The sequence below is a fragment of the Arthrobacter sp. RAF14 genome, assembly GCF_052114185.1.
In the GTDB taxonomy this organism is placed as follows: domain Bacteria; phylum Actinomycetota; class Actinomycetes; order Actinomycetales; family Micrococcaceae; genus Arthrobacter_E.
In genome coordinates, this window is the sequence record NZ_JBFREG010000010.1 from 118,098 (window position 1) to 143,201 (window position 25,104).

The following is a 25,104-nucleotide window of genomic DNA, read 5'->3' on the forward strand; positions in this document are numbered from 1 at the left end:
ATGATGAAGGGCAGGTCACGGATCCGTGACCTGCCCTTCATCATTCCGTCACCTGGCCGGGATGCGCGACCTTCAGGACGTGCGCTGCACCGCCGACTCGGCCAGGGAACGCAGCGCCTGGCGCGGCAAGGCCGGAATGGCGAGCTCCTCGAGTGCTGTGAAGCTCGCGGTGCTGAGCGAGGCGATCTCCGATTCGACGGCGCCGAGCGCACCGCACGCCGTCATGTCCGCACGGACCCGGGCCACGTCGTCGTCCGTCAGGTCCGCATGGCCGAGGACCGCCTCCAGCGAGGCGACCTGCTCGGGAGAGCCCAGTTCGCGCATGAAGGCGACCAGCAGGGTGCGCTTGCCTTCGCGCAGGTCATCGCCCGCCGGCTTGCCGGTGGTGAGCGGATCTCCGAAGACGCCGAGCACGTCGTCCCGCAGCTGGAACGCCTCGCCCAGCGGCAGCGAGAAGCGTGAGAAGCCTTCCAGCAGTTCCTGAGGCGCCCCGGCGATCGCGCCGCCGAGCGCCAGGGGATGCTCGGTCGAGTACTTGGCCGACTTGAAGCGGATCACCGTGCGGGCCCGTTCGACGGCGCCCTCCACGGTGCGCTGCGGCCCCGCCACCTCTTCCAGGATGTCGAGGTACTGACCCGCCATGACCTCGGCACGCATGCGGTTGAAGATGCCGCGCGCCACGGTCCCGGCGGTGGTGGCCGGCCCGATCTCCGCGAAGGCCTCCTCGCTGAAGGACAGGCAGAGGTCGCCCGTGAGGATGCCCGCCGCATGACCGAAGCGTTCCGGATCCAGCATCCAGCCGGCTTGCTGGTGGAGATCGGCGAACGACTGATGGACACTCGGGCGGCCCCGTCGGGTGGCCGAGCGGTCGATGATGTCGTCATGGATCAAGGCGGCCCCCTGGAACAGCTCCAGCGCCACACCCGCCTGCACCGCCTCCTCCGCCTGAGCCGCACCGCCGGCCGCACGGAATCCCCAGTACGCCAGCAGGGCCCGCATCCGCTTGCCACCGCTCACCAGGGTGCGGATCGACTCCAGCAGGGGCGCGACGTCCTCGGAGATGCCTGAAACCAGATGGCGCTGGCGGTCGAGGAAATCGTCCAGGCGACGGTTCACCGCGGTGACGAAAAGGGTCTGCTCGGAGGCTGCGTCCGCGTTCAGTTCCGGCTGCGATTCAGTGGTCATTTCGCGTTGGCCGTCCTCACGGTGGCTCCGATGGTCAGAGTGCTCCTGCCGGAGACCGGCGCGGCATTCAGGCTGATGGTCTCTTCCCCGTTGTGGCGGACGAACGTCTTATTGAGGACGCCGTCCACGGTCGTCGCCGTGGAAGAGGTGAAGCCGAGCTTCCGGAAGTGCGCGGTGTAATAGGTGTCCACGGCGGTCGGAGCCACCGGCACGGTGCCGGTGTAGGCGACGTCGGTGACGTCGCCGCGCGGGCTCACCGTTCCGGACGCCTGGGTGACCTTCGGCATGGCGGGGATGAGGCCCGTCGGGAAGCTGGACGGCAGTGAGGCCGGTGTGGGAGCGGACTGCGTGGTGGAGGAGGCCGGCGTCGGGGAGGCTGCGGAGACGGGACTTCCCGCCTCCGGGGTGCAGGCGGTGAGGCCGATCCCCACACACAGAGCCACGGCGAGACCGGCGCGTCGCCGCGCTGTCGGATGCTTGACCAATCAGAACTCCTCCGGTGGATCGATCCTGCGGCGGGGGCGGCGGCAGGGCCCGGCCGGGCCTCGATGGCGGCGGGGGCACTTCCATTTTAGAGGCCCTGACGTGGAGGTCCATGCCGGGTCCGTGATGGTGGAGGCCGAGTGCCGGTGGCGGTGTCGGTGGCTCTGGCTAGCATGGTGGGTATGGAGGCGCACGAGCTGGAGAGGTGGAGGAGATGCAGCATCCTCCACGTGGACATGGATGCGTTCTTCGTCTCGGTGGAGCAGCGCGAGAATCCTGCGCTCCTCGGGCGCCCGGTGATCGTCGGATTCCCCGCCGACCGGTCGGTGGTGCTCTCCGCCTCCTATGAGGCGCGGGCCTTCGGGGTGCGGTCGGCCATGCCCATGTCCCAGGCCTACGCCCGGTGCCCGCAAGCCGTGATCGTCCCTCCCCGGCACGAGCTCTATTACGAGGTGTCGGCTCGCCTGATGGAGCTGTTCCGTTCCTACACGGATGCGGTGGAGCAGCTGAGCGTGGATGAGGCGTTCCTCGACGTGTCCGGAGCGCTCCGCCGGGTGGGATCACCCGTGGAGATCGCGCAGGACATCCGGCAGCGCGTCCGCAGGGAGCTGGGGGTGTCCGCCTCGGTCGGGATCGCCGGCACCAAATTCCTGGCCAAGATCGCCTCCACCCGGTCGAAGCCGGACGGACTGCTGGTGATCGAGCCTGAGAGACAGCTGGAGTACCTGCACGCCTTGCCGGTGAAGGCCCTGTGGGGAGTGGGCGGCAAGTCCGAACAGCAGCTCGCCCGGCTCGGCCTGAGCACGGTGGCGGACGTGGCCGCCACGCCGCTTCCCGTGCTGCGGAAGGCCTTCGGCGCCATGGGTGAGCACATCCACGCCCTGGCCTGGGGGAGGGATTCGCGTCCCGTGACCCCGGAGAGAGTGGACAAGAGCATGAGCGCGGAGACCACGTTCGCCGAGGACACGCGGGACACGGCGGCCCTGCACCGTGCGCTGCTCTCCTTGTCCCACCGCGTGGCGCGGCGGCTGCGGTCCGGTGAACTCTCCGCGGGCGGTGTGGCGCTGAAGCTGCGCTATGCGGACTTCAGCACCATCACCCGGAGCCGGCGCCTGGACTATCCCACGGACTCCGGGGCCAAACTGTACGACCTGTCCCGCATGCTGCTGGACGCCGTGGGCCCTCTGCCGCAGGCGATCCGGCTGATCGGCGTGCGAGCCGACCATCTGGAGCCGGGTGCTGGGGCCGTGCAGCTGAGTTTCGACCGGCAGGACGACAATTGGCGGAAGGTGGAAAAGAGCCTGGACGAGGTGCGGGACAAGTTCGGAAGCTCCGGTCTGACCCCTGCCCGTCTGCTGGGGTCCGGGAACCGGGGGCGGCCGGGTGCCGAAAGTCCTCCTGAAAGGGCAGGATGAGGCGAACTCCACTTTCACCCAGGCGTCCTGGGGCCTAAAATTGTAGTACGGGGAACTTCCCCGCGGAGGAGTCCGTTGCACTAGTCAGTGGCACCATGATTCAAGCCGATTGGCGCCCGGAGATGAGGAGGTCGTCATGCCGCTCTCGGAGCATGAACAGAGGCTGCTGGAGCAACTGGAGCGCCAGCTGCATGAAGACGATCCCAAATTCGCCAGCCAGATGGAACAGGGCGCCGCTCACCGGTGGTCCACCAAGCGGCTGGTGATCGGCGCGTTCGCCGTCGTGGCGGGCATCCTGGTCCTCCTGCTCGGGGTCACGCTCCAGAACATCGTGGTGGGAGTGCTCGGCTTCCTGGTCATGGGCGGAGGCGTCTATTTCGCCACCAGCAAGAGCCGGGGTTACAGCTCCACCGCCGGCCGTGGCGATACCGGCGCGCGGCCATCCCGCCCGCGGTCGGGTTTCATGGAGGACCTGGAGCAGCGCTGGGAGCAGCGCCGCCGCGAAGAGCCCTGATCCTCACCGCCTGACGGAACCTCCGTCAGGCGGCATCGCCCTGTCACTCCGGCGCGTTTGACCGCGCCCGACGACGGCGGGGCACCGCTTTTCGGGAGCCCGCTTCGGCGGGCTTTTTTCGTGTCCGGAGTGCCTGGCGCGAGGGCGTGCCACCCGGTGCCCTCCACTCCGCTCCCGGGCGCCCGCCGTCGTTGTTCCCGGCCCGTCCTGGAGGCCCACCACTTCGCTCCACCGACTCCTCCCTTTCCCTCCACACGCCGCGTTCTGAGGCGTTTTCCGGGGGTGCGGCGGCATTCCGGTCGACTCGCGGCACTCCCGGGCCCTCGGCGGCCTGATTTTCCCTCCACTTCCCACCACGCCCCTGGATCCCAGTGCTGGCGCGGATTTTCGAAACGCAACACGCTGGAGGAAACGTGTTTTGACCTTGACCGTGGTTGGAAGTGGAGTACAGTGGAGGCAGTAAGAGGGTAGTGGCGGCACTTGGGGTAGTACGGCAGCTTTCGACGGATCGGCGGTGAGCAGTGTTCCTTGGCACTCACTCGCCGCGTCTGGACGAAAAAGGCCGCATCATCCTGCCGGCCAAATTCCGCGACGAACTGGCCAACGGGCTGGTTCTGACTCGGGGCCAGGAGCGCTGCATCTACGTCTTCAGCCAGAAGGAATTCGAACGTATTCACGAGCAGATGCGGCAGGCTCCACTGTCCAGCCGCCAAGCCCGCGATTACATGCGTGTCTTTCTGTCTGGGGCCTCTGACGAGGTGCCTGACAAGCAGGGGCGCGTGACGATTCCGTCGGCGCTCCGGGAGTACGCGGGTCTGGGACGGGAGCTGGCCGTGATCGGCGCAGGCACCCGGGCCGAGATCTGGGACGCCCAGGCCTGGAACCAGTACCTCGAGGAGCAGGAGAATTCCTTCTCCGACACGGACGAAGACGCGATCCCCGGGATCTTCTGACGAAGATTCCAGGTCGTTTCCTGGACGTGATCTCCAGCCGCCCAAGGCTGGTCATCCTGGCTCACCTTCCCCGGAGCCAGGCGGACCGACCCGCGGCGCGGATGGGGATCACGTCACAGGAAGCGCGGCGCACGGCAGGCAGGAACGTAGGCGACACCACCACGGCAGGAGAGCACATGGCGGAGATGAGCGGGTCAAGGCCCACCTCCGAACGTCACATCCCTGTCCTCAAAGAACGTTGCCTCATGCTGCTGGCCCCCGGCTTCGATGCCGCACGTGGACGCGGGGAGCGTCCCGTCGTCATCGACGCCACCCTGGGAATGGGAGGCCATTCCGAAGCGCTGCTCCAGCGCCATGAGGACCTCCACCTGATCGGCATCGACCGTGATGAGGAGGCCCTGGCGCTGGCCGGCGAAAGGCTCAGCCCTTTCAAAGACCGCACGAGCCTGGTGCACGCCGTCTACGACGAGATCCCCGAGGTTCTCGACGAACTCGGCGTCCCGGAAGTCCACGGCGTGCTCATGGACCTGGGCGTCTCCTCGCTGCAGCTCGATGAGCGGGGACGCGGTTTCGCCTACTCCTATGACGCGCCGCTGGACATGCGGATGGACACCAGCCGTGGACAGACCGCCGCCGACGTGGTCAATGACTACGACGAGCAGGATCTCGTCCGGCTGATCCGCACCTGGGGTGAGGAGAAGTTCGCGGGCAGGATCGCCCGCAGCATCGTCACCCGCCGGGCGGACCATCCGTTCACCACCACCGGGGAACTGGTCGAGGCCATCCGGGCCGTGGTGCCGGCCGCCGCGGCGCGCACCAGCGGGCACCCCGCCAAGCGCACCTTCCAGGCGTTGCGCATCGAGGTGAACGAGGAACTGGACGTTCTCGAACGAGCCGTCCCGGCCGCGGTGGACGCCATCGCACTCGGAGGGCGCGTCGTCGTGATGTCGTACCACTCGCTGGAGGACAAGATCGTCAAGCGGACCTTCCAGTCCCGCTCCACCTCCTCGGCGCCGCATGGATTCCCCGTGGAACTCGAGCAGCACAAGCCGGAACTCAAAACCATCACCAAGGGCACCGAACAGCCCACCGAAGCAGAGATCGCGGAAAACCCCCGTGCGGCCTCGGCCCGCCTTCGCGCGGCCGAACGCATCAAGGACAGGAGGACGGCATGAGCAGCGTCACCACCCGCCCGGCCCTCCGGACCGTCGGCAACACGGCCCGGAAGCTCGCCACCCCGGCACCGCAGGAGACGCCCCGGAAGCGGACGCCGCTCGTCGTCGTGCCCTCGGCGCCCCGGCGGAAGTCGGTCCTGTTCGTGGCGTCCTGCTTCGCGGTGCTCGCGGCAGCGCTGGTGGGTGTCCTGCTGCTCAACATCCAGCTTTCCCAGGGCCAGTACGACATGGTGGCGCTCAAGGCGCAGCAGTCGTCGCTGACCAAGAAGAACCAGGAGCTCTCCCAGGAGGTCCAGAACTTCAACGCGCCTCAGAACCTGGCGGCGAAGGCCACGGCGATGGGCATGGTCCCGTCCGCGGGCCAGGGGCAGATCGACCTGGACCGTTCGGCCGTCAGCGGCAAGGCCGTCGCGGCCACCAAGGACGCGAAGGCCAAGTCCGCCATCATCGCAGCGCCCGCCATCGCGGGACAGCTGACCGTCGTGCCCTCCGCGACCGGCGACCAGCCCACCACGGAGACCACCCAGAAGAAGCCTGCCGAGAGCAAGACCACGGCGCAGGCTCCGGTGGTTCCTCAGGTTCCTAAGGTTCAATTGAACGGGGGAACGGTTCCTGCGCCTGCGCAGCGGACCCCCGGCAACTGATCGACAGAGGACAAGACCTACCTCACCGGTAGGCAGTGAGAGGGCGAGTCGTGGTGAGGACAGGCAAGACGAAACAGCGGGGGACCGCGCGGCGTGTTCAGCTCCGGCTCCGCATCGGCCTGGGCATCATGCTGACCCTCCTGCTCGTGGTGGGAGGGCAGCTCGTCCTCATCCAGGGCTTCGACGTCGGAGGCCTGGCGGAGGCGGCCCAGGCCAAGCGGTCCCGGACCATCGAACTGCCCGCCCAGCGCGGCGCGATCGTCGACTCCAAGGGCACCGTGCTGGCGAATTCGATCATCCGTTACGACGTGGTGATCGACCCCCAGCAGAACACCGGCACGGACAGCTACTGGCGCACCGATCCCAAGGACCCCAAGAAGGTCATCAAGATCAGCCGCGACCAGGGTCTCCGGGATCTCGCCGGACTGCTGAAGCTGGACTTCGAGGACGTCAAGAAGGCCGCCACCGGAACGAGCCGGTACAAGCTCCTCGCCAAGGGTGTGAAGCCCGAGACCGCTGACGCGATCCTGGCACTCTCCGTGCCCGGCATCGTCACCCAGGGCACCAGCCAGCGCGTCTACCCGAACGGGGCCGTGGCCGGCGGGATCATCGGTTTCCTCAAGGACGGCAAGGACGGCATCGCCGGGATCGAGCAGACCCAGAACTCGGTGCTGACGGGCACCCCCGGTTCCCGCAGCTTCGAAATGGGCGCCGACGGACTGGTGATCCCCGTGGCGCCGGATCACATCACCCCGGCCAAGAACGGCAAGACGGTCAAACTGACCCTCGACAGCGATCTGCAGTACTACGCCCAGCAGGTCATCCAGACCCAGGTCAACAATCTCGGCGCCGAATGGGGCAGCGTCGTGGTGCAGGAAGTGAAGACCGGCAAGATCGTGGCCATGGCGGACACCAACACCCCGGATCCGAACAACCCCGGTGGTGTGGCGCCCGAGGACCGCGGCGTCCGGTCGGTCACGGCCGCGCTCGAGCCCGGTTCGGTGGAGAAGCCCCTTGTGGCGGCTGCGCTGATCGAAGAGGGCAAGTCCAAGCCGATGGAGCAGTTCTCCATTCCCGGAAGCTACACGGTGAACGGTCAGACGTTCGAGGACTCCTTCGGTCACGAGACCTTCAACCGGACCCTGGCTGGCATCCTCGGCTGGTCGCTGAACACCGGCACCGTCATGGTCGGTCAGCGCCTGGACAAGCAGCAGCGTTACGACTGGCTCCGCCGCTTCGGCATCGGCCAGGCGCCCAACCTGCCACTGCCCGGCGTGGCCGGCGGCATCCTGAGCACTCCGGACAAGTGGGACGGCCGCCAGGAGTTCACCGTCCTGTTCGGCCAGGGCGTCTCCCAGTCGGTGCTGCAGACGGTCATGGCGTATCAGAGCATCGCCAACGACGGCGTCATGCTGGAGCCGCGCCTCATCGACGGCTACATCAACGAGGACGGCACGGAGGAGAAGGCCCCCATGGGTCCCTCCCGCCAGGTGATCTCCAAGTCCACGGCGAAGCAGACACGGGACATGCTCGAGAGCGTCACCACGGAAGGTGAGTGGAAGGACGCGGCCATCCCCGGGTACCGCGTGGGCGCCAAGACCGGCACCTCCGAATCGCCCTGTGATAATGGCCGGCCGGGCTTCTGCGGGTACACCGCGTCGATCGTCGGCATGGCTCCCATGGACAATCCCCAGTACATCGTGGAAGTCCTCGTGCAGCGTCCGAAGGACAAGATCTTCGGCATCGACGGCGCCGACATCTTCCGCTCGGTCATGAGCCAGACGCTCCGCACGAACAATGTCCCGCCGTCGACCGGCAAGCCCGTGCACATGGACCAGTACGGTCCCGGAGGCTCCTCCGGCAACGGCAAGTGACCCCGACCTTTTCCGGACCTCCGGCTCGAACCGGACCCACCGCAGCAGATCTTTTGGAGCAGATACGTGTCAGAGCATGAAGCCAACCCCGCGGACCCGTCCGGTGCCGGGCAGGAACGCAAGGCCCGGGTCTTCCGGCCGCAGACGCCCCCTGCCGTAGCGCTGGGGCGGCTGGCGGAGAGCCTCGGCCTGGACGCCGGGCTGCAGGCGGACGTGGTGGTCTCCGGGATCACCAACGACTCGCGGAGCATCCTGCCCGGCGATCTGTACGTCGCCCTTCCGGGCGCGCATCGGCATGGCGCTGATTTCTCGGCGCAGGCCGTCGCGGACGGCGCCGTCGCCGTGCTCACAGACCAGGAGGGCGCCCGCCTGCTCGCCTGGGACAGCGGGATCGAGAGCGTTCCGGTGCTGATCCATCCTGAGCCGCGCGCCGTCGTCGGGCAGCTGGCCGCCACGATCTACGGGAACGGGCCGGAGGACGGCCTGCGGCGCTTCGGTGTCACCGGCACGAACGGCAAGACGACCACGAGCTACTTCGTCAACGCGCTGCTGCGAGGCCTCGGCGTTCTGCCCGGGCTGATCGGGACCATCGAGATCCTCGCGGGTGACGAGGCGATCCCGAGCGTGCTGACCACGCCCGAATCCAGTGATGTGCAGGCGCTCATGGCGCGCATGCGGCAGCACGGCCTCGGCGCGGTGACCATGGAGGTGTCCTCCCACGCTCTGCAGTTCCATCGGGTGGATGGCGTGCTCTTCGACGTGGTGGGGTTCACCAACCTGACCCAGGACCATCTGGACCTGCACGGCAGCATGGAGGAGTACTTCGCCACCAAGGGCCTGCTCTTCACCCCCGAACACGCTTCCGCCGGTGTGGTGATCGTGGATGACGACTGGGGCCGGCGCTTCGCCGACGCGAGCCGCATCCCCGTGACGCGCCTCGCCGTCAGCCCCGATGTCGCCACGGACGCCACCGATGCCGAGTGGAGCGTGCGGGACGTCGTCAGCCACGGCGCGCTGGGCTCGGAGTTCGCCCTGCACGGGCCGGACGGGGCCGTGCTCCAGGCCCGGGTCCCGTTGCCCGGCGGTTTCAACGTGGCCAACGCCGCGCTGGCGATCGTGATGGTGCTGACCTCCGGAGTCTCCGTGGAGGAGATGGCCGGAGTGCTCGCGGGCGGCGACCCTCTCACCGTGCAGGTCCCGGGCCGGATGCAGGTGGTGGCGACGGAGCCTCGCGCGATCGTCGACTTCGCCCACAATCCGGACGCTCTCGAGCGCGCCCTGCAGGCGGTCCGCTCGCCCGACGGCACGGGCAAGGTGATCGTCGTCTTCGGCGCGACGGGTGAGCGCGACGCCGGCAAGCGACCCATCATGGGCGCCACCGCAGTGCGCGGCGCGGACGTCGTCATCGTCACCGATGATGATCCCCACGACGAAGACCCGGCCGGCATCCGCGCCGAGGTCATCGCCGGTGCGTTCCAGGCCCGGGATCAGGAGCGTCCCGAGGTCCTGGTGGAGGAGTCCTTCCCCCGGGATGAGGCCATCCGCCGTGCCGTGAAGCTCGCAGGTCCTCAGGACACGATCCTGGTGGCGGGACGGGGCCACGAGGTCTGGCAGGAGGTCAAGGGCGTGAATATCGCGCTCGATGACCGGGAGGAACTCCGGGCCGCTCTGGCGGCGCGTGGATTCCATGATTCGACGACGAACGACTAGGCTCCTACACGAGATGATTGACTTCACAGCGGCTGAAATCGCCCAGATCACGGGCGGCGAACTGGCCGCCAATCCCCATCTGACACCGGCATCCGTCGTCACCGACTCTCGGGAGGCGGGCCCCGGTTCGCTGTACGTGGCGAAGGCCGGAGAGCAGGCCGATGGACATGACTTCATCGCCTCCGCGTTCGCCGCGGGCGCCGTGCTGACGCTCGCCGAACGCCTCGTGACGGACGACGACGGCCTGCCCTACCCGAGCGTGATCGTCCCGGACGCCGTGCTCGCCATGGGCGCACTGGCCGCGGCCGCCGTCGAGCGCATCCGCGAGACGCGCGCGCAGCGGGGAGACGCGTTCTCGGTGGTCGGCATCACCGGCTCCGCAGGCAAGACCACCACCAAGGACCTCCTGGCCGGCATCCTGGCAGGGCAGGGCCCCACCGTGGCGCCGCAGGGTTCCTACAACGGCGAGGTGGGCGTCCCGCTGACCGTCTTCCAGGCCACCGCCGACACCCGGTACCTGGTGATCGAGATGGGCGCCACGGGCATCGGCCACATTGAATACCTGTGCGGCATGGTCCGCCCGGAGGTCGGCGTGGTCTTGTGCGTCGGCACCGCCCACGCCGGCGAATTCGGCGGCGTGGAGAACATCGCCATCGCCAAGGGTGAGCTCGCCGAGGCCATCCCGGCCGACGGCACCGTCATCCTGAACCTCGACGACCACCGCGTGGCCGCCATGCGGGAGCGCGCCGTCGCGCCCGTCCTGGGCTTCAGCGCGGACGGCTCGGCGGACGCCGGCGTGCGAGCGGAGAACCTCACGCTGGACGAGGCCGGTCAGCCGGTCTTCGACGCGCACTTCCCGGACGGCTCCTCGCACCCCGTGGCCTCCCGCCTGATCGGCCTGCACCACGTGAACAATCTCCTGGCCGCAGCGGCCGCCGCCTATGCCCTGGGAGTCCGTCCCGAGGACATCGCCGCTTCCCTGAGCGCCCAGAAGGCCTCGAGCCGCTGGCGTATGGAGCGCACCGAACGTCCCGACGGTGTCACGGTCATCAATGACGCGTACAACGCCAATCCCGAATCGATGCGGGCCGCCCTCAAGACGCTGGCCCAGCTGGGCCGGGAGCGCCGGACCTGGGCCGTGCTGGGCGCCATGCTTGAACTCGGCGAGGACTCCATCCGCGAGCACACGGCGGTCGGCACGCAGGTGGTGCGCCTGAACATCGACCAGCTGCTGGTGGTGGGCCAGGAGGCGCGAGCCCTCTACATCTCGGCCATCAACGAGGGTTCGTGGGGGAGCGAGGCGCTCTTCGCCGCGGACCTGGACGAGGCCGCGGAGATCCTGGAGGAGCAGTTGCTCCCGGGTGATCTGGTCCTCTTCAAATCATCGAATGGCGTTGGCCTGAGGCATCTGGGTGATCGGATAGCATTACGGGGACAGGCGACTTCCGCTGCGCCCGCGTCCTCCTCGACGCATGGACCGACGCTCGGCGGGGAAGGGAGCGAACAGCTGTGATTGCACTGTTGACCGGCGCTGGAATGGCGCTGCTGTTCTCCCTGGTGGGGACTCCGGCCTTCATCCGCCTCCTTGTGAAGCGCGGCTACGGCCAGATCATCCGCGACGATGGACCCACCTCCCATCACACCAAACGCGGCACTCCCACCATGGGCGGCGCCGTGTGGGTCTGTTCCGTGGTGGTCGCCTACTTCCTCACCCATCTCCTGATGTGGCTGATGAACCCCCACACCAGTGGACCGTCCGCCTCCGGCCTGCTCCTGCTCGGCCTGACGGTGGGCATGGGCCTGGTGGGCTTCTTGGATGACTTCAAGAAGATCTCCAAGCAGCAGAGCCTGGGTTTGACCGCCAAGGGCAAGCTCCTCCTGCAGGGCGTGGTGGGCATCAGCTTCGCGCTGCTCGCCCTCGCGTTCCCGGATGAGAACGGCCTGACCCCCGCGTCCTACAACATCTCCCTGGTGCGGGACATCCCGTGGCTGAACCTCGCGTTCGGCGGGACTGTGGTGGGCGCGGTGCTGTTCGTGATCTGGTCCAACTTCCTGGTCACCGCCGCGTCCAACGGTGTGAACCTCACGGATGGGCTCGACGGCCTGGCGTCCGGCGCCGCGATCATGGTGTTCGGCGCGTACATCCTCATCGGCATCTGGCAGCGCAAGTACGCCTGCCCGGTGATCGATCCCGGCGTGCCCTGCTACGAGGTGCGTGACCCGCTGGATCTGAGCATCCTGGCCGCCATCATGAGCGCCGCCCTGGTGGGCTTCCTCTGGTGGAACACCAAGCCCGCCAAGATCTTCATGGGCGACACCGGCTCCCTCGCGATCGGCGCCGCCGTCGCAGGCTTCGCCATCCTCACGCGCACCGAACTGCTGCTGGCCCTGATCGGCGGCCTGTTCGTGATCATCTCCCTCTCGGTCATCCTCCAGGTGGGCTACTTCAAGCTCAGCGGCGGTAAGCGCATCTTCAAGATGGCCCCGTTGCAGCACCACTTCGAACTCAAGGGCTGGCAGGAGACCACCGTGGTGGTCCGGTTCTGGATCCTTGCCGGGCTCTTCGTGGGCCTGGGCCTGTGCGTGTTCTACGCGGATTGGCTGAGTGCCCCGTGACCGCCGCACAGCGGGAAGCCTTGGCCGAGCGGCTCGATTCGCTGCGTTCCTGGGATGCCGACTGGTCCGGGCTGCGCGTGGTCGTGACCGGCATCGGGGTCTCCGGTTTCGCGGCCGCCGACACGCTCATCGAACTCGGGGCTCAGGTGGTGGTGGTCGATTCGGCCACCTCGGACACCGCGCGCGCCCAGGCGGATACGCTCAAGATCGTCGGCGCGGCGGACGTGCTGCTCGGCCCGGACGCCGTGGAGCACCTGCCGCTCGTCAACGGTGAGCCCGCCGAACTCGTCGTGACCTCGCCCGGCTGGCGGCCCGATCAGTCACTTCTGGCCGAAGCCGCACGCCGTCACGTGGCGGTGTGGGGCGACATCGAACTGGCCTGGCGCGTCTCGGTGCGTGAAGGCCGGAAGACCCCGGAATGGCTCGCCATCACCGGGACGAACGGCAAGACGACCACGGTGGGCATGACCGAGTCGATCCTCCAGGCCGCGGGGCTCAAAGCCATCGCAGTGGGCAACGTGGGGACGCCGGTGCTGGACGCCTTGCGTGACCCGGTGGAGTACGACGTGTTCGCCGTCGAGCTCTCCAGCTTCCAGCTGCACTGGAGCGAGTCGCTCTCACCGCTGGCGAGCGTCTGCCTGAACGTGGCGGAAGACCACGTGGACTGGCACGGCTCCTACGATTCCTACCTGGCCGACAAGGCCAAGATCTACCGCAACACGAAGGTGGCAGCGGTCTACAACGCCGAACAGCGGGAGACCGAATCGATGGTCGAGGACGCCGACGTGGTCGAGGGATGCCGCGCGATCGCCTTCACCACCGGGTCGCCGGGTCTCAGCATGGTCGGCGTGGTGGAGGACCTCCTGGTGGACCGCGCGTTCATCGAGGAGCGCCGCAGCTCTGCCCAGGAACTGGCCTCGCTGGCCGATCTGGGTCCTGTGGCCCCCCGGCACATGGTGGCCAACGCCCTGGCGGCGGCCGCGCTGGCCCGTGCGGCCGGTGTCTCGCCAGAAGCGGTGCGCAAGGGACTGCAGGACTACCTGCCGGGCAGCCACCGCATTCAGGCCGTGGCCAAGCAGGACGGGATCCTCTGGATCAATGATTCCAAGGCGACCAATCCGCACGCCGCCGACGCCGCGCTCTCCTCCTTCAAGAACGTCATCTGGATCGCCGGCGGTCTGGCCAAGGGGGTCCAGTACGACGAGCTCGTGCTGGCCCATCGCGACCGGCTCAAGGCCGTGGTGCTGATCGGCGCCGAAAGCCGTGAACTGCGCGAAGCCCTCGCACGGCAGACCCCGGACACCCCGGTGCTGGACACCCTGGACCAGGGCTCGGCCGACGACGGCGACTCAGCCATGCGCCGTGCCGTCACGATGGCGCGGGGCCAGGCGGCCTCGGGGGACACCGTACTTCTGGCGCCTGCCGCCGCATCCATGGACCAATTCGTTTCCTATGCCCACCGCGGCCAGGCCTTCATCGACGCGGTCCGCGACGTCGTTCTCGGTCAGGCGGGCGAAACCGAGGAGTAGGCCGTGCAGAACACGCCTCAGCAAGCCAGTGGGTGGTGGCCCCGTCTACGGAACGGTCTGGACTCCCTGTTCCGCCGGATCGAAGGGCGCGGCGCCGCCGGCAATTCGGCGTACTACCTGATCCTCGGATCGACCGTCGCACTGACGGCCATCGGCGTCCTGATGGTGGTCTCGGCATCCAGTGTGGAGTCGATCGCGGCGGGGGAGTCGCCCTACGCGAACGGCCTCAAGCAGGGCGTCGTGGCGGTGCTCGGTTTCGTGGTGATGATGCTGATCTCGCGCAGCAACGTGCGGTTCTGGCACCGGATCGCGTGGCCGGCGTACTTCCTGGCCGTCGCCCTCCTGCTGGCGCTCTTCGTGATCGGCACGAAGGTGAACGGCAACCTGAACTGGATCAACGTCGGCGGATTCTCCCTGCAGCCGTCGGAGGCGGCCAAGCTCGCCATGGCCGTGTGGCTGGCCCACGTGCTCTTCCGCAAGGAGAAGCTGCTGGATCAGTGGAAACACGTGTACATCCCGGCGGTGATCTTCGGTGGGGTCATCGTGGGCATCGTGATGGTCCAGCATGACCTGGGCACCGCGCTGATCCTCATGTCCATCCTCTTCTCAGCCCTGTTCTTCGCCGGGGTGAACTACCGGATCCTCGGCGGCTTCGGGCTGCTCCTGATCGGCCTCGCCGGCATGGCCGCCCTGACCAGCGGCAACCGCATGTGCCGTGTCACCACCTGGGTCACGGGCCAGGCCTGCAGCGACGACTACGACTCCGCGTACCAGAGCACCGGCGGCCTCTACGGTCTGGCCTCCGGCGGCCTGCTGGGCACCGGCCTCGGTCAGAGCCGTCAGAAGTACTCCTGGATCCCGGAGGCACACAACGACTTCATCTTCGCCATCATCGGCGAGGAACTGGGTCTGGTCGGCGCGATCGTGGTGCTAGTCCTCTTCGCCGTTCTGGGCATCAACATCTACCGCGTGGTGATCCGCCAGGAACAGCTGTTCCACCGTGTGCTCGGTGGCTCCATCATGGTCTGGATCCTGGGACAGGCGACCGTGAACATGGCCATGGTCACCGGTCTGCTGCCGGTGATCGGTGTGCCCCTCCCGTTGATCTCCTATGGTGGTTCGGCCCTGCTGATGACCCTGATCGCGATCGGAGTGGTCCTGTCCCTGGCCCGCGATTCCGATCCGTCCCGTGCCGCTTCCGGAGGCGGTTCCGGCAAGGGGGTCAAGGGCGCGAAGGGCCTCCGCCTGCCGTCCCGTCCCGGGAAGCCCGGGGCCCGCACCAGCAAGAAGCCCACCACGCCACGCGCGTCCCGCACACAGGAAAGAGTCTCCCGATCGTGAACAGCCCGTCTTTGTCAGTGGTCATCGCCGGCGGCGGCACCACGGGGCACATCAGCCCCATGCTCGCCGTGGCGGACGCTCTGAAAGCCCGTCACCCGGAGGCCCGGGTGGTGGCGGTCGGAACGGCGAGCGGCATGGAGACCCGGCTCGTCCCGGAGGCGGGCTACGAGCTCAGGACCATCGACCGTGTGCCGTTGCCCCGCAGGCCTTCCCTCGACATGTTGCGGCTCCCCGGGCGCCTGCTCGGCGCGGTGAAGCAGGCGCGCGCCATCCTGCGTGAGGCGGAGGCGGACGTGCTCTTCGGCGTCGGCGGCTATGTCTGCACCCCGATGTACCTGGCCGCGCGTCAGCTGGGCGTTCCCGTGGTGGTCCATGAGGCCAATGTGCGCCCGGGCCTGGCGAACCGCGTGGGTGCGATGTCCGCCGCATCCACGGGAACCGCCTTCGCCGAGACCCGGCTCAAGGGCTCGCGGCACGTCGGCATGCCGATGCGCCGCCGGATCGCCGAGCTGGACCGGTCATCGGCACGCCCTGCCGCCCGTGAAGCGCTCGGCCTGGAACAGGACCGCCCCGCCTTGATCGTGACGGGTGGTTCCTCCGGTGCGCAGAGCATCAACACGGTCATCTCCCGGAGCCTGCCGGCGCTGGCCGCGGCCGGGATCCAGACCCTGCACATCACCGGCAGGGGGAAGACCGTCCTGGATGCCTCGGGGGCGCCCCTCGCCGCCGAGGGGTACCACCAGGTGGAGTACGTGGACGGCATGGAGAACGTCTACGCCGCGGCCGATCTGCTGCTGTGCCGCAGCGGCGCCGGAACGGTGTGCGAAGTGTCCGCGGTCGGAGTGCCGGCGGTGTTCGTCCCGCTCCCCATCGGCAACGGCGAACAGGCTCTCAACGCGGCCGGGCTCGTCTCGGCGGGCGGTGCGCTGCTGGTGAAGGACGCCGAGCTGGACGCTCTGTATCTCGAACGGACGGTCATTCCGCTCGTGCAGGATGCGGAGGCGCTGCGGACGATGTCCGCGGTGGCACGAGAGCAGGGCATCCGCGATGCGGACGAACGCGTGACGGACATGATTCTGGAGGCAGCACGAGTATGAGTACCCCTGACCTGGCCTATGCGGGCATCCCGGTGGAGCAGCCGGTGCATTTCATCGGCATCGGCGGCGTCGGCATGTCCGCCGTCGCGCGCATCATGGTGGCGCGTGGTGTCGAGGTGTCCGGCTCGGATGCCAAGGATCTTCCCGTGATGCGGGACCTGGCGGATCAGGGGGCGCGGATCGCCGTCGGTTACGCCGCGGAGAACCTGGGCGGCGCCCGGACCGTGGTGGCCGGATCGGCCATCCGTGCGGACAACCCGGAGCTCCTGGCCGCACGCGAGGCCGGGCTTCCCGTGCTGCACCGCTCCCAGGCACTCGCGGCGCTCATGGGCCAGGACCGGGTGGTCACGGTGGCCGGCACGCACGGCAAGACGACCACGACGTCGATGATCACCGTGCTCCTCAAGGGCATCGGGCTGGATCCCAGTTACGCGATCGGCGCCGCGGTTCCGGCGCTCGGGGTGAATGCGGCGAGCGGCGCGGATGACGTCTTCGTGGCCGAGGCGGATGAGTCGGACGGCTCCTTCCTGAACTACGCGCCACGCATCGCCGTCGTGACGAATGTGGAGGCGGACCACCTCGATCACTACGGCACCGCCGACGCCGTGTACCAGGCGTTCGACGATTTCACGGCCCTGCTGCCCGCGGACGGGCTGCTGGTGGTCTGCGCGGACGACGACGGCGCAGCCGCCCTGGCCGAGCGGGTCACCGCGCGGGGCAGCACCCGGGTCCTGCGGTACGGGGCATCGGAACGTGCCGAACTGCGCCTGCTCGGCACGGATCAGCAGCCCTCCGTCCGGGTGGGGGAGCAGGAGTTCCCGCTCGAGCTCGCCGTTCCGGGCCGTCACAATCAGCTGAACGCCCTGGCCGCTCTCGGCGTCGCGCTCGAACTGGGCATCAACGCCGAGGATGCGCTGGATGCGTTGAAGGGCTTCGGTGGCGCGGCGCGCCGCTTCGAGTTCAAGGGTGAGGTGCGTGGGGTGAAGGTCTACGACGACTACGCCCATCACCCCACCGAGGTCCGGGCGGCACTCAGCGCCGCGCGCAGCGTGGCGGGGGAGCATCGCCTGCATGTCCTCTTCCAGCCCCACCTCTTCTCCCGCACCCGGGAGTTCGCCCAGGAGTTCGCGGACAGCCTGCGCCTGGCCGACACCGCCGTCGTGCTGGACATCTACCCGGCCCGCGAGGATCCCATCGAGGGCGTCACGAGCCGGCTGATCACCGACCCGCTGGGCACCGAGCCGAGCGCTCCGGGAGCGCCAGCCCTTGAGGCGCTGCTCGCGACCGCGCAGGAGGGCGATATCGTCCTGACTGTCGGCGCCGGGGACGTGACCGCCTATGGCGAGCAGATCCTGGACGCGCTGTCCGTGAAGGACGCCGATGGCTGAGCAGCGCACCGGAGGGCCGGGAGAGGGCGTCGCGGACGTCCTCGCCTTCCCGGAACCGCCGCGTCTCCGCCGGCGCCGCAATCTGCTGATCACGCTGGGGGCCGTCGTGGTCGTCGTCGCACTGGTCATGCTCGTGGCGGTGTACAGCCCGGTCCTGGCGCTCAAGGAGGTGTCGGTCCGGGGGACCAAGATCGTGGGCGCCCAGCTGGTTCAGGAGAAGCTGAAGCCGCTGCAGGGCAAGCCGCTTCCTCAGATCAGTCACGATGACGTGGAGCGGCTCCTGCAGCCCGTGGTCCAGATCAAGTCCTGGGACATGCATTTCCGCCCGCCGAACACGCTCGTGGTCGACGTCGTCGAACGGGCCCCGGTCGCGGTGCTCAAGAAGGCCGGCGGGCTCAGCCTGGTGGATTCCGAGGGCACTCCGCTGGCGGCCGTCAAGGATCCGGGGGCGGCGAAGCTGCCTCTCGTGGACGGGACGGACAAGAAGATGTCCGCGGACGTGTTCGCCACGGTCACCTCGGTGCTGGGGACTCTTCCGCCCTCGGTGCTGGCGCTGCTCTCCGATGCGACGGCCTCCTCGGTGGATTCCGTCACCCTCAACCTGAAGGACGGGCGCAAGGTCATCTGGGGCAATGCGGAGGACATGGAGCTGAAGTCGAAGGTTCTCCAGGCGCTGCTCAAGATGCCCGAGGATCCCGAGAATCCGGTGCGGACCTTCGATGTGAGCGCACCGCGGCACCCGGTCACCAAGTGACTTCCCAGGCGGACTTGGGCGACACGCGCGGCGGGGTCATTGATTGTGGGCAGTGCAGCACATACCGTCAAAGACAGAGTTACTTGACATAACTATAACCCTCAACTAGAGGGTTAAGGTTTGGGTTGAGAGCAGACATCGTAAGAAACTAACCAAGGGGCACGTAACGTGGCAGCACCGCAGAATTACTTGGCCGTCATCAAGGTCGTCGGCATCGGCGGCGGTGGCGTGAATGCCGTCAACCGGATGATTGACGTTGGTCTGCGCGGTGTGGAATTCATCGCCATCAACACCGATGCCCAGGCGCTCCTGATGAGTGACGCCGACGTCAAGCTCGACGTCGGGCGCGAGCTCACCCGTGGCCTCGGCGCCGGCGCCAACCCCGAGGTGGGTCGCCAGGCCGCTGAGGACCACTCGGACGAGATCGAAGAGGTGCTCCGCGGCGCGGACATGGTCTTCGTGACCGCCGGCGAGGGTGGCGGCACCGGCACCGGCGGCGCGCCCGTCGTCGCCCGGATCGCCCGCTCGCTCGGCGCCCTGACCATCGGTGTGGTCACCCGTCCGTTCACCTTCGAAGGCAAGCGCCGCGCCACGAGCGCCGAGAACGGCATCGACGCGCTGCGCGACGAGGTCGACACGCTGATCGTGATCCCGAACGACCGGCTGCTGTCCATCAGCGACCGGAACGTCTCCGTGCTGGACGCCTTCCGCTCCGCGGACCAGGTGCTGCTCTCCGGCGTCCAGGGCATCACGGACCTCATCACGACCCCGGGTCTGATCAACCTGGACTTCGCGGACGTGAAGTCGGTCATGCAGGGCGCCGGCTCGGCCCTCATGGGCATCGGCTCGGCCCGCGGTGATGACCGCGCGGTCAAGGCGGCCGAGCTGGCCATCGCCTCGCCGCTGCTCGAAGCGTCCATCGACGGCGCGCACGGCGTCCTCCTCTCCATCCAGGGCGGCAGCGATCTCGGCCTGTTCGAGATCAACGAGGCCGCACGTCTGGTGCAGGAGGTCGCGCACCCCGAGGCGAACATCATCTTCGGCGCCGTCATCGACGACGCCCTCGGTGACGAGGCCCGTGTCACCGTCATCGCCGCAGGCTTCGACGATGTCCAGGCCACCTCGCCGTCGCTGGAGAGCAAGCCCGCCGTGCCGGCTCAGGAGCCCGCTCCGGCCCAGCCCGCCCAGCGTCCCGCAGCAGCCGCACCCGCGGCCACCCCGGCCGCCGGACTCAGCGCGTGGGGCCAGCGCTCCTCCAGCCCCGTGAAGGAGCCGGACTTCCAGGCCGAGCTGCCCACCGTCGTCGAGCCCGACCTCAGCAGCGGCGGCGAACTGGACGTCCCGGACTTCCTCAAGTAGACCGGACAGACTGAACCGAGGTCAGGGACCCGCAGGCCACCGGCTTGCGGGTCCCTGTCCGTGAGGAAAGGACCAGCGATGTTCGCCTGGCAGGCGGAACTGATCCCGGGCGTGCGGGGCGCCTTCACCTCGACGCAGGCGGGGAACCTGGCGTTCCACGTCGGCGACGACGCGGACGCCGTGCGGGCTCACCGCGCCGCACTTGAGGACCGCCTCGGCACCGGGCCGGTGCAGTACATGTCGCAGGTGCACGGCAACGAGGTGGCGCTGGTCGAGAACGTCACCCGGGGGAGCGACGCCCCGGTGGCCGACGGCCTGGTCTCCCGTGGTCTGCCGTTGGCGGTGATGGTGGCCGACTGTGTCCCGATCCTTCTGGCGGGGGAGTCCGACGGCGCCCCCGTCCTGGCCGCGGTCCACGCAGGAAGGCCGGGGCTCGCCGCCGGCGTGGTGCCCGCCGCGCTGGAGCGCATGCGTGAGCTGGGCGCAGGGAACATCAAGGCCTGGCTGGGGCCGAGCGTCTGCGGGCGCTGCTACGAGGTGCCGGCCGGGCTGCGGGACGACGTGGCAGGTCTGGTGCCCGCGACGTTCGCCGAGACGAGCTGGGGAACACCCGCTCTGGACCTGCCGGCCGGCGTGAGCGCCCAGCTTGCGGCCGCAGGCGTCCCCGTGCTGTACCGCGGCGAATGCACGATGGAGAATGACAACCTGTACTCGCACCGGCGGGTCCCCGGCGAGGGACGCCTGGCGGGATTGATCTGGTGGGAGAACGCATGAACACCCAATCGCCCGTCACCGGCGCTCAGCGCGATGAGCGGCCGGACGAGCGGACCGCCGAGCTGGCGGGCCGCCTCCAGCGGGTCCATGAGCGCATCGAGGAAGCGTCACGGAAAGCGGCGCGGGAGAAGCCCGAGCTGATCGTGGTCACCAAATTCCACCCCGCGGAGGATGTCCGGCGGCTGTACTCGCTGGGCGTTCGCGAAGTCGGCGAGAACCGGGATCAGGAGGCCTCGGCCAAGGCGGCCGAGCTGGCAGGTCTTGACGGGCTCAGCTGGCACTTCATCGGACAGCTGCAGAGCAACAAGGCCAAGTCGGTGGTTCGCTACGCGTCGGCCGTCCATTCGGTGGATCGGGATTCGATCGCCACGGCCCTCTCCCGGGCCGTGCTGGCCGAGCGGGAGAGTGGTGTCCGTCCGGACCTCGACGTCCTGCTGCAGGTGAATCTGGATCCTGCCGCCGAGGAGCAGACGCGGCGCGGCGGAGCGCTTCCGGCGAGCCTGCCGGCTCTGGCCGATCAGGTGGCCGGTCTCGAGGGACTCCGTTTGCGGGGCCTCATGGCCGTCGCTCCACTGGGTGCGGATCCGCGGCCCGCCTTCGAATGGCTGCACGAGCTGTCCGGCGCGCTGCGCCGGGACCATCCGGAGGCGGCCCTCCTGTCGGCGGGCATGAGTCATGACCTGGAGGACGCGATCGCCTGTGGTGCGACACACCTGAGGATTGGCACAGATGTCCTCGGTCCGCGTCCTTCCATGGGGTAGCGTCGAAGAGACGGGGAGTCCGGGCTCTGGCCCATCAAGGATTCCAGTGCCGGCCACGCAGATACTAGGAACGGAGTCGATCCATGGCCAGCTTCATGCAGAAGACCATGCTTTATCTCGGCCTCACGGACGCGGATGAGCATCTCGATGCCGAGCACGCCAAGTTGCCTTCGCGTCCCGCAGAAGGATCCCAGCATCACGAGGCCGAGGAGCGCGAAGGCTCGCCGTTCGAAGAACGGCCCGCCGCGAAGCCGCAGGCAGTCCGGGAGGCGCCTGCCGAGACGGAGTATCGCGCGCCCGTCACACCCATCAAGCGTATCGCCCCCGTTCGAGACGAGCCAGCAGACTTGCGACAGATCACCACCATCCACCCCCGTTCCTACAACGACGCCAAGGTCATCGGCGAGAGCTTCCGTGATGGAATCCCCGTGATCATGAACGTCACCGACATGGGCGAGTCCGATGCCAAGCGCCTGGTGGATTTCTCCGCCGGTCTGGTGTTCGGCCTGCACGGCAGCATCGAGCGTGTCACCAGCAAGGTGTTCCTGCTCTCCCCGTCGTTCGTGGAGGTGCTGGGCGAGGACAAGAAGTCCGAGTCCCAGGCCAGCTTCTTCAACCAGAGCTGACCCCCTGAGCGGGGTAAGCGACCAGATGACCACACCTGACGGAGGGGCTGCTTGATGGGCCTGTTGTTCGCCCTGATCTACATCGCCTTTCTCCTGTTCATGGTGGCTCTGCTGGTGAGGCTTGTCATCGACTGGGTGCAGGTGTTCGCCCGGCACTGGCGGCCGCGTGGAGCGGCCCTGGTGGTGGCGAGCATTGTGTATTCGGTCACGGACCCGCCTCTGCGGTTCCTCCGGAGGCTCATTCCGCCTCTGAGGCTGGGTAATGTGTCTTTGGATCTCGCCTTCATCGTCTTGTTCATCGTGGTGAGCATCGCTATGGCAATATCCAGCAGTTTCGCGTAGTTTCAGATCAGTCCAGGCAACGTCCCCGGTGACCCCGGTGACGTTCGGGTGGGCTGCGGCTTCAGTCCATCTGATGGACGATTCGAGCCGTGAGCCCACTTTAGGTAACGTAGTCGTCAGGGCCATTCGCTCTACGACGAAAAGAACCAATGAGGTGACCAGATGGCTTTGACGCCAGAAGACGTTGTCAACAAGCGCTTTCAGCCGACGAAGTTCCGTGAAGGATACGACCAGGATGAGGTCGACGACTTCCTTGACGAGATCGTCGTGGAGCTCCGCCGTCTGAACCAGGAGAACGAGGAGCTCCGCAAGGAGCTCGCCGCCAAGGGCGGCGACGTTGTCGTGGTGGAATCCGTGACGGAGGAGACCGTCGCAGAGGAGGCTCCGAAGCCGAAGCCGGAGCCCGTGAAGGAGGAGGCCCCCAAGGCCGCTCCCGTGGCAGCCGCCGCAGAGCCCGCTCCTGTCACGTCCGCCATTCCGGCGTCCGCGGAGTCCGCGGCCGGCCTGCTCGCCATGGCGCAGCAGATGCACGACAAGCACGTCGCCGACGGCGCTGCTCAGCGTGACAAGATCATCGCCGAGGCTCAGATCGAAGCGAGCACTCTGGTCAACGATGCTCAGGAGAAGTCCCGTCAGGTGCTCGGTGTTCTGGAGCAGCAGCGCTCCGTCCTCGAGCGCAAGGTGGATCAGCTGCGTGGCTTCGAGCGCGACTACCGCAGCCGCCTGAAGACCTACATCGAGGGTCAGCTCCGCGACCTCGAGTCCCGTGGCTCGGTCGCCGCTGAGAACAGCGAACAGAGCTCCGAGAGCTGATTCGCACGGCATTCAGGCCGGTGACCGGATTTCCGGTCACCGGCCTTGCCGTGTCTTGACCGGGTGGACCGCTTCACCCGGGGCTGGGCCTGCACGGTCCCGCCTGGAACGCGAGAACTTCCGAGGATGTGACCCACATGAGCACCAGGCCCGAAGAACAGGGACCTGAGTCCCAGGAACCCGAGGCGACGCCGGCCCCTGCCGCTGTTCGCGACGGCGGACGGCGCGGTGTCTCCGGCGTGAGCAAGGCGGTGATCGGTCTGTTCGCGGCCGCCGCCGTGTTCGCCTACGTGCTGGACCAGCTGAGCAAATACTGGGTCAGCACCACCATGGAGGAGGGGGAGCGGATCGCGGTCCTGCCTCCGGTCCTGCACTGGTACTACATCCGGAACTCCGGCGCGGCCTTCTCCATCGGCGAGAACTTCACCTGGGTGTTCACCATCATCATGGCGTGCGTCTCCGTCGCGGTGCTGATCTTCATCCGCCGTGTGGGCTCGCTCTGGTGGGGTCTGGCGCTCGGATTCCTGCTCGGCGGGGCACTCGGCAACCTGACCGACCGGCTGTTCCGGCCGCCGTCGTTCGCCATGGGCCATGTGGTGGACTTCATCCAGTTGCCCAATTTCGCCATCTTCAACATCGCCGACTCGGCCGTCGTGTGCGGCGTCTCCATCATCGTGATCCTGACCCTGCGCGGGATCGGCGCGGATGGACGCAAGCTCTCGGCCGCCAAACAGGACGGCTCTGCGGAAGGGGACCACTCATGAGCGGCCTGCCGGAGGAGGAGGGGACGACGGCGGCGCAGACCGTGGTCGTGCCGGAGGAATATGCGGGCAAGAGGGCCGACGCCGGGCTGGCCGCGCTGCTGGGCCTCTCCCGTTCGGCTGTCGCCCAGGCCGTGGCCGAAGGGCGAGTGAGCGTGGACGGCGCCGTCCCGGCGAAGTCCTTCAAGCTGTCCGCGGGGCAGACCGTGGTGGTGCAGCCCTCTGAGAAGCGTGACCCGCTGGAAGTGGTGGTGGAAGAAGTGGACGGACTGGACATCCTGCTGGATGACGAGGACTTCGTGGTGGTGGACAAGCCGGTGGGCGTGGCCGCACATCCGTCACCCGGGTGGGTCGGTCCGACCGTGGTGGGCGGCCTGGCCGGAGCCGGCTACCGCATCTCCACCTCGGGCGCTCCGGAGCGGGCAGGCATCGTGCACCGTCTGGACGTCGGGACCAGCGGCGTGATGGTGGTGGCCAAGACCGAACACGCGTACACGCTGCTCAAGCGTGCCTTCAAGGAGCGGACGGTCGACAAGGTCTATCACACGGTGGTCCAGGGGCTGCCCGACCCACTGAAGGGCACCATCGACGCGCCCATCGGCCGTCATCCCGGCCACGATTGGCGGTTCGCCGTGATCGAGGACGGCAGGCCTTCGGTGACGCACTACGAAGTCCTCGAAGCCTTCGGTCGGGCCAGCCTTCTGGAGGTCCATCTGGAAACCGGCCGCACCCACCAGATCCGCGTGCACTTCTCGGCCCTCCGGCACCCTTGCGCTGGGGACCTGACGTACGGGGCGGATCCGCGGCTTGCGGCCGACCTCGGCCTGACCCGCCAGTGGCTGCACGCGAAGCAGCTCAGCTTCGACCACCCCCGCACCGGGGAACGGGTCACGGTGTCCAGCGAGTACCCGCAGGACCTCGCCTACGCCCTGGAGCGGCTCCGCGACGGACTCTGATCCGGGCTGCGTCGCGCCGCGCACCGGTGGGGTG

24 protein-coding genes are annotated in these 25,104 nt (G+C 68.1%); 22 read left to right on the plus strand and 2 right to left on the minus strand.

Features of this window, described 5'->3' with window-relative positions; translation table 11 throughout:
* Positions 1-72: 72 nt before the first annotated feature.
* Together AB4Y75_RS16105 and AB4Y75_RS16110 are read right to left on the minus strand one after the other, a co-directional pair.
* Positions 73-1,185 carry a polyprenyl synthetase family protein gene (locus tag AB4Y75_RS16105; RefSeq protein WP_441436890.1) on the minus strand — a complete coding sequence of 371 codons (1,113 nt, stop codon included), beginning with the start codon at positions 1,183-1,185 and terminating at the stop codon, positions 73-75.
* A complete protein-coding gene (locus tag AB4Y75_RS16110) occupies positions 1,182-1,670 on the minus strand; it encodes a hypothetical protein (RefSeq protein WP_441436891.1) in 489 nt (162 codons plus the stop codon). Before AB4Y75_RS16110 ends, AB4Y75_RS16105 begins: the two co-directional genes overlap by 4 nt.
* Positions 1,671-1,850: 180 nt before the next feature.
* On the opposite strand from AB4Y75_RS16110, the gene dinB reads away from it, so the two are divergent.
* The 22 genes from dinB to AB4Y75_RS16220 all read left to right on the plus strand — a co-directional run bounded on the left by dinB (position 1,851) and on the right by AB4Y75_RS16220 (position 25,070).
* On the plus strand, positions 1,851-3,083 hold the full coding sequence (gene dinB / locus AB4Y75_RS16115; protein WP_441436892.1) for a DNA polymerase IV: 1,233 nt from the start codon (positions 1,851-1,853) through the stop codon (positions 3,081-3,083).
* Positions 3,084-3,219: 136 nt separating this feature from the next.
* Complete coding sequence (locus AB4Y75_RS16120; RefSeq protein WP_441436893.1) at positions 3,220-3,597, plus strand: DUF3040 domain-containing protein; 378 nt, start codon at positions 3,220-3,222, stop codon at positions 3,595-3,597.
* Between the two features lie 521 nt (positions 3,598-4,118).
* Entirely contained in the window at positions 4,119-4,550 is a 432-nt protein-coding gene (gene mraZ / locus AB4Y75_RS16125; protein ID WP_441436894.1) for a division/cell wall cluster transcriptional repressor MraZ, read from the plus strand.
* A gap of 185 nt (positions 4,551-4,735) precedes the next feature.
* Positions 4,736-5,725 (plus strand): 16S rRNA (cytosine(1402)-N(4))-methyltransferase RsmH, encoded by a 990-nt coding sequence (gene rsmH / locus AB4Y75_RS16130; RefSeq protein WP_441436932.1) that lies wholly within the window; start codon positions 4,736-4,738, stop codon positions 5,723-5,725.
* Positions 5,722-6,369 (plus strand): hypothetical protein, encoded by a 648-nt coding sequence (locus AB4Y75_RS16135; protein WP_441436895.1) that lies wholly within the window; start codon positions 5,722-5,724, stop codon positions 6,367-6,369. Before rsmH ends, AB4Y75_RS16135 begins: the two co-directional genes overlap by 4 nt.
* A 50-nt stretch (positions 6,370-6,419) precedes the next feature.
* The gene (locus AB4Y75_RS16140) at positions 6,420-8,243 is read left to right on the plus strand and encodes a peptidoglycan D,D-transpeptidase FtsI family protein (protein ID WP_441436896.1); all 1,824 of its coding nucleotides are present in this window, start codon (positions 6,420-6,422) and stop codon (positions 8,241-8,243) included.
* A gap of 66 nt (positions 8,244-8,309) precedes the next feature.
* Positions 8,310-9,953 (plus strand): UDP-N-acetylmuramoyl-L-alanyl-D-glutamate--2,6-diaminopimelate ligase, encoded by a 1,644-nt coding sequence (locus AB4Y75_RS16145; protein ID WP_441436897.1) that lies wholly within the window; start codon positions 8,310-8,312, stop codon positions 9,951-9,953.
* Positions 9,954-9,966: 13 nt separating this feature from the next.
* Positions 9,967-11,466 (plus strand): UDP-N-acetylmuramoyl-tripeptide--D-alanyl-D-alanine ligase, encoded by a 1,500-nt coding sequence (locus AB4Y75_RS16150; RefSeq protein ID WP_441436898.1) that lies wholly within the window; start codon positions 9,967-9,969, stop codon positions 11,464-11,466.
* Positions 11,463-12,569, plus strand: a complete 1,107-nt coding sequence (mraY, locus tag AB4Y75_RS16155; RefSeq protein WP_441436899.1) for a phospho-N-acetylmuramoyl-pentapeptide-transferase — start codon at positions 11,463-11,465, stop codon at positions 12,567-12,569. Before AB4Y75_RS16150 ends, mraY begins: the two co-directional genes overlap by 4 nt.
* Positions 12,566-14,098: a UDP-N-acetylmuramoyl-L-alanine--D-glutamate ligase gene (gene murD, locus AB4Y75_RS16160; protein WP_441436900.1), complete on the plus strand. Its 1,533-nt coding sequence runs from the start codon at positions 12,566-12,568 to the stop codon at positions 14,096-14,098. The genes mraY and murD overlap by 4 nt, the downstream gene beginning before the upstream one ends.
* A gap of 3 nt (positions 14,099-14,101) precedes the next feature.
* On the plus strand, positions 14,102-15,439 hold the full coding sequence (gene ftsW, locus AB4Y75_RS16165; RefSeq protein ID WP_441436901.1) for a putative lipid II flippase FtsW: 1,338 nt from the start codon (positions 14,102-14,104) through the stop codon (positions 15,437-15,439).
* Positions 15,436-16,536, plus strand: a complete 1,101-nt coding sequence (gene murG, locus AB4Y75_RS16170) for an undecaprenyldiphospho-muramoylpentapeptide beta-N-acetylglucosaminyltransferase (protein ID WP_441436902.1) — start codon at positions 15,436-15,438, stop codon at positions 16,534-16,536. The genes ftsW and murG overlap by 4 nt, the downstream gene beginning before the upstream one ends.
* Positions 16,533-17,924: a UDP-N-acetylmuramate--L-alanine ligase gene (gene murC / locus AB4Y75_RS16175; protein WP_441436903.1), complete on the plus strand. Its 1,392-nt coding sequence runs from the start codon at positions 16,533-16,535 to the stop codon at positions 17,922-17,924. Before murG ends, murC begins: the two co-directional genes overlap by 4 nt.
* Entirely contained in the window at positions 17,917-18,678 is a 762-nt protein-coding gene (locus AB4Y75_RS16180) for a cell division protein FtsQ/DivIB (RefSeq protein ID WP_441436904.1), read from the plus strand. Before murC ends, AB4Y75_RS16180 begins: the two co-directional genes overlap by 8 nt.
* A gap of 168 nt (positions 18,679-18,846) precedes the next feature.
* Positions 18,847-20,037, plus strand: coding sequence for a cell division protein FtsZ (gene ftsZ, locus AB4Y75_RS16185; protein ID WP_441436905.1), 1,191 nt, complete (start codon positions 18,847-18,849; stop codon positions 20,035-20,037).
* 78 nt (positions 20,038-20,115) lie between these two features.
* Positions 20,116-20,811, plus strand: coding sequence for a polyphenol oxidase family protein (locus AB4Y75_RS16190; protein ID WP_441436906.1), 696 nt, complete (start codon positions 20,116-20,118; stop codon positions 20,809-20,811).
* Positions 20,808-21,572, plus strand: a complete 765-nt coding sequence (locus AB4Y75_RS16195; protein WP_441436907.1) for a YggS family pyridoxal phosphate-dependent enzyme — start codon at positions 20,808-20,810, stop codon at positions 21,570-21,572. The genes AB4Y75_RS16190 and AB4Y75_RS16195 overlap by 4 nt, the downstream gene beginning before the upstream one ends.
* Before the next feature lie 83 nt (positions 21,573-21,655).
* Positions 21,656-22,198 (plus strand): cell division protein SepF, encoded by a 543-nt coding sequence (locus tag AB4Y75_RS16200; RefSeq protein WP_441436908.1) that lies wholly within the window; start codon positions 21,656-21,658, stop codon positions 22,196-22,198.
* A gap of 54 nt (positions 22,199-22,252) precedes the next feature.
* Positions 22,253-22,540 (plus strand): YggT family protein, encoded by a 288-nt coding sequence (locus AB4Y75_RS16205; RefSeq protein ID WP_441436909.1) that lies wholly within the window; start codon positions 22,253-22,255, stop codon positions 22,538-22,540.
* A 162-nt stretch (positions 22,541-22,702) separates the two neighbouring features.
* Positions 22,703-23,353 carry a DivIVA domain-containing protein gene (locus AB4Y75_RS16210; RefSeq protein ID WP_441436910.1) on the plus strand — a complete coding sequence of 217 codons (651 nt, stop codon included), beginning with the start codon at positions 22,703-22,705 and terminating at the stop codon, positions 23,351-23,353.
* A gap of 137 nt (positions 23,354-23,490) precedes the next feature.
* Positions 23,491-24,117: a signal peptidase II gene (gene lspA, locus AB4Y75_RS16215; RefSeq protein WP_441436911.1), complete on the plus strand. Its 627-nt coding sequence runs from the start codon at positions 23,491-23,493 to the stop codon at positions 24,115-24,117.
* Positions 24,114-25,070, plus strand: a complete 957-nt coding sequence (locus tag AB4Y75_RS16220) for an RluA family pseudouridine synthase (protein WP_441436912.1) — start codon at positions 24,114-24,116, stop codon at positions 25,068-25,070. Before lspA ends, AB4Y75_RS16220 begins: the two co-directional genes overlap by 4 nt.
* Positions 25,071-25,104 lie beyond the last annotated feature (34 nt).

Excerpts from the sequence above, each read along its gene's own strand:
- murC (WP_441436903.1), top strand. The coding sequence starts at position 16,533 with ATGAGTACCCCTGACCTGGCCTATGCGGGCATCCCGGTGGAGCAGCCG.
- rsmH (WP_441436932.1), top strand. The coding sequence starts at position 4,736 with ATGAGCGGGTCAAGGCCCACCTCCGAACGTCACATCCCTGTCCTCAAA.
- AB4Y75_RS16205 (WP_441436909.1), top strand. The coding sequence starts at position 22,253 with ATGGGCCTGTTGTTCGCCCTGATCTACATCGCCTTTCTCCTGTTCATG.
- lspA (WP_441436911.1), top strand. The coding sequence starts at position 23,491 with ATGAGCACCAGGCCCGAAGAACAGGGACCTGAGTCCCAGGAACCCGAG.
- AB4Y75_RS16150 (WP_441436898.1), top strand. The coding sequence starts at position 9,967 with ATGATTGACTTCACAGCGGCTGAAATCGCCCAGATCACGGGCGGCGAA.
- AB4Y75_RS16195 (WP_441436907.1), top strand. The coding sequence starts at position 20,808 with ATGAACACCCAATCGCCCGTCACCGGCGCTCAGCGCGATGAGCGGCCG.
- AB4Y75_RS16190 (WP_441436906.1), top strand. The coding sequence starts at position 20,116 with ATGTTCGCCTGGCAGGCGGAACTGATCCCGGGCGTGCGGGGCGCCTTC.
- AB4Y75_RS16220 (WP_441436912.1), top strand. The coding sequence starts at position 24,114 with ATGAGCGGCCTGCCGGAGGAGGAGGGGACGACGGCGGCGCAGACCGTG.
- AB4Y75_RS16210 (WP_441436910.1), top strand. The coding sequence starts at position 22,703 with ATGGCTTTGACGCCAGAAGACGTTGTCAACAAGCGCTTTCAGCCGACG.
- AB4Y75_RS16105 (WP_441436890.1), bottom strand. The coding sequence starts at position 1,185 with ATGACCACTGAATCGCAGCCGGAACTGAACGCGGACGCAGCCTCCGAG.
- AB4Y75_RS16180 (WP_441436904.1), top strand. The coding sequence starts at position 17,917 with ATGGCTGAGCAGCGCACCGGAGGGCCGGGAGAGGGCGTCGCGGACGTC.
- AB4Y75_RS16135 (WP_441436895.1), top strand. The coding sequence starts at position 5,722 with ATGAGCAGCGTCACCACCCGCCCGGCCCTCCGGACCGTCGGCAACACG.
- dinB (WP_441436892.1), top strand. The coding sequence starts at position 1,851 with ATGGAGGCGCACGAGCTGGAGAGGTGGAGGAGATGCAGCATCCTCCAC.
- AB4Y75_RS16200 (WP_441436908.1), top strand. The coding sequence starts at position 21,656 with ATGGCCAGCTTCATGCAGAAGACCATGCTTTATCTCGGCCTCACGGAC.
- AB4Y75_RS16120 (WP_441436893.1), top strand. The coding sequence starts at position 3,220 with ATGCCGCTCTCGGAGCATGAACAGAGGCTGCTGGAGCAACTGGAGCGC.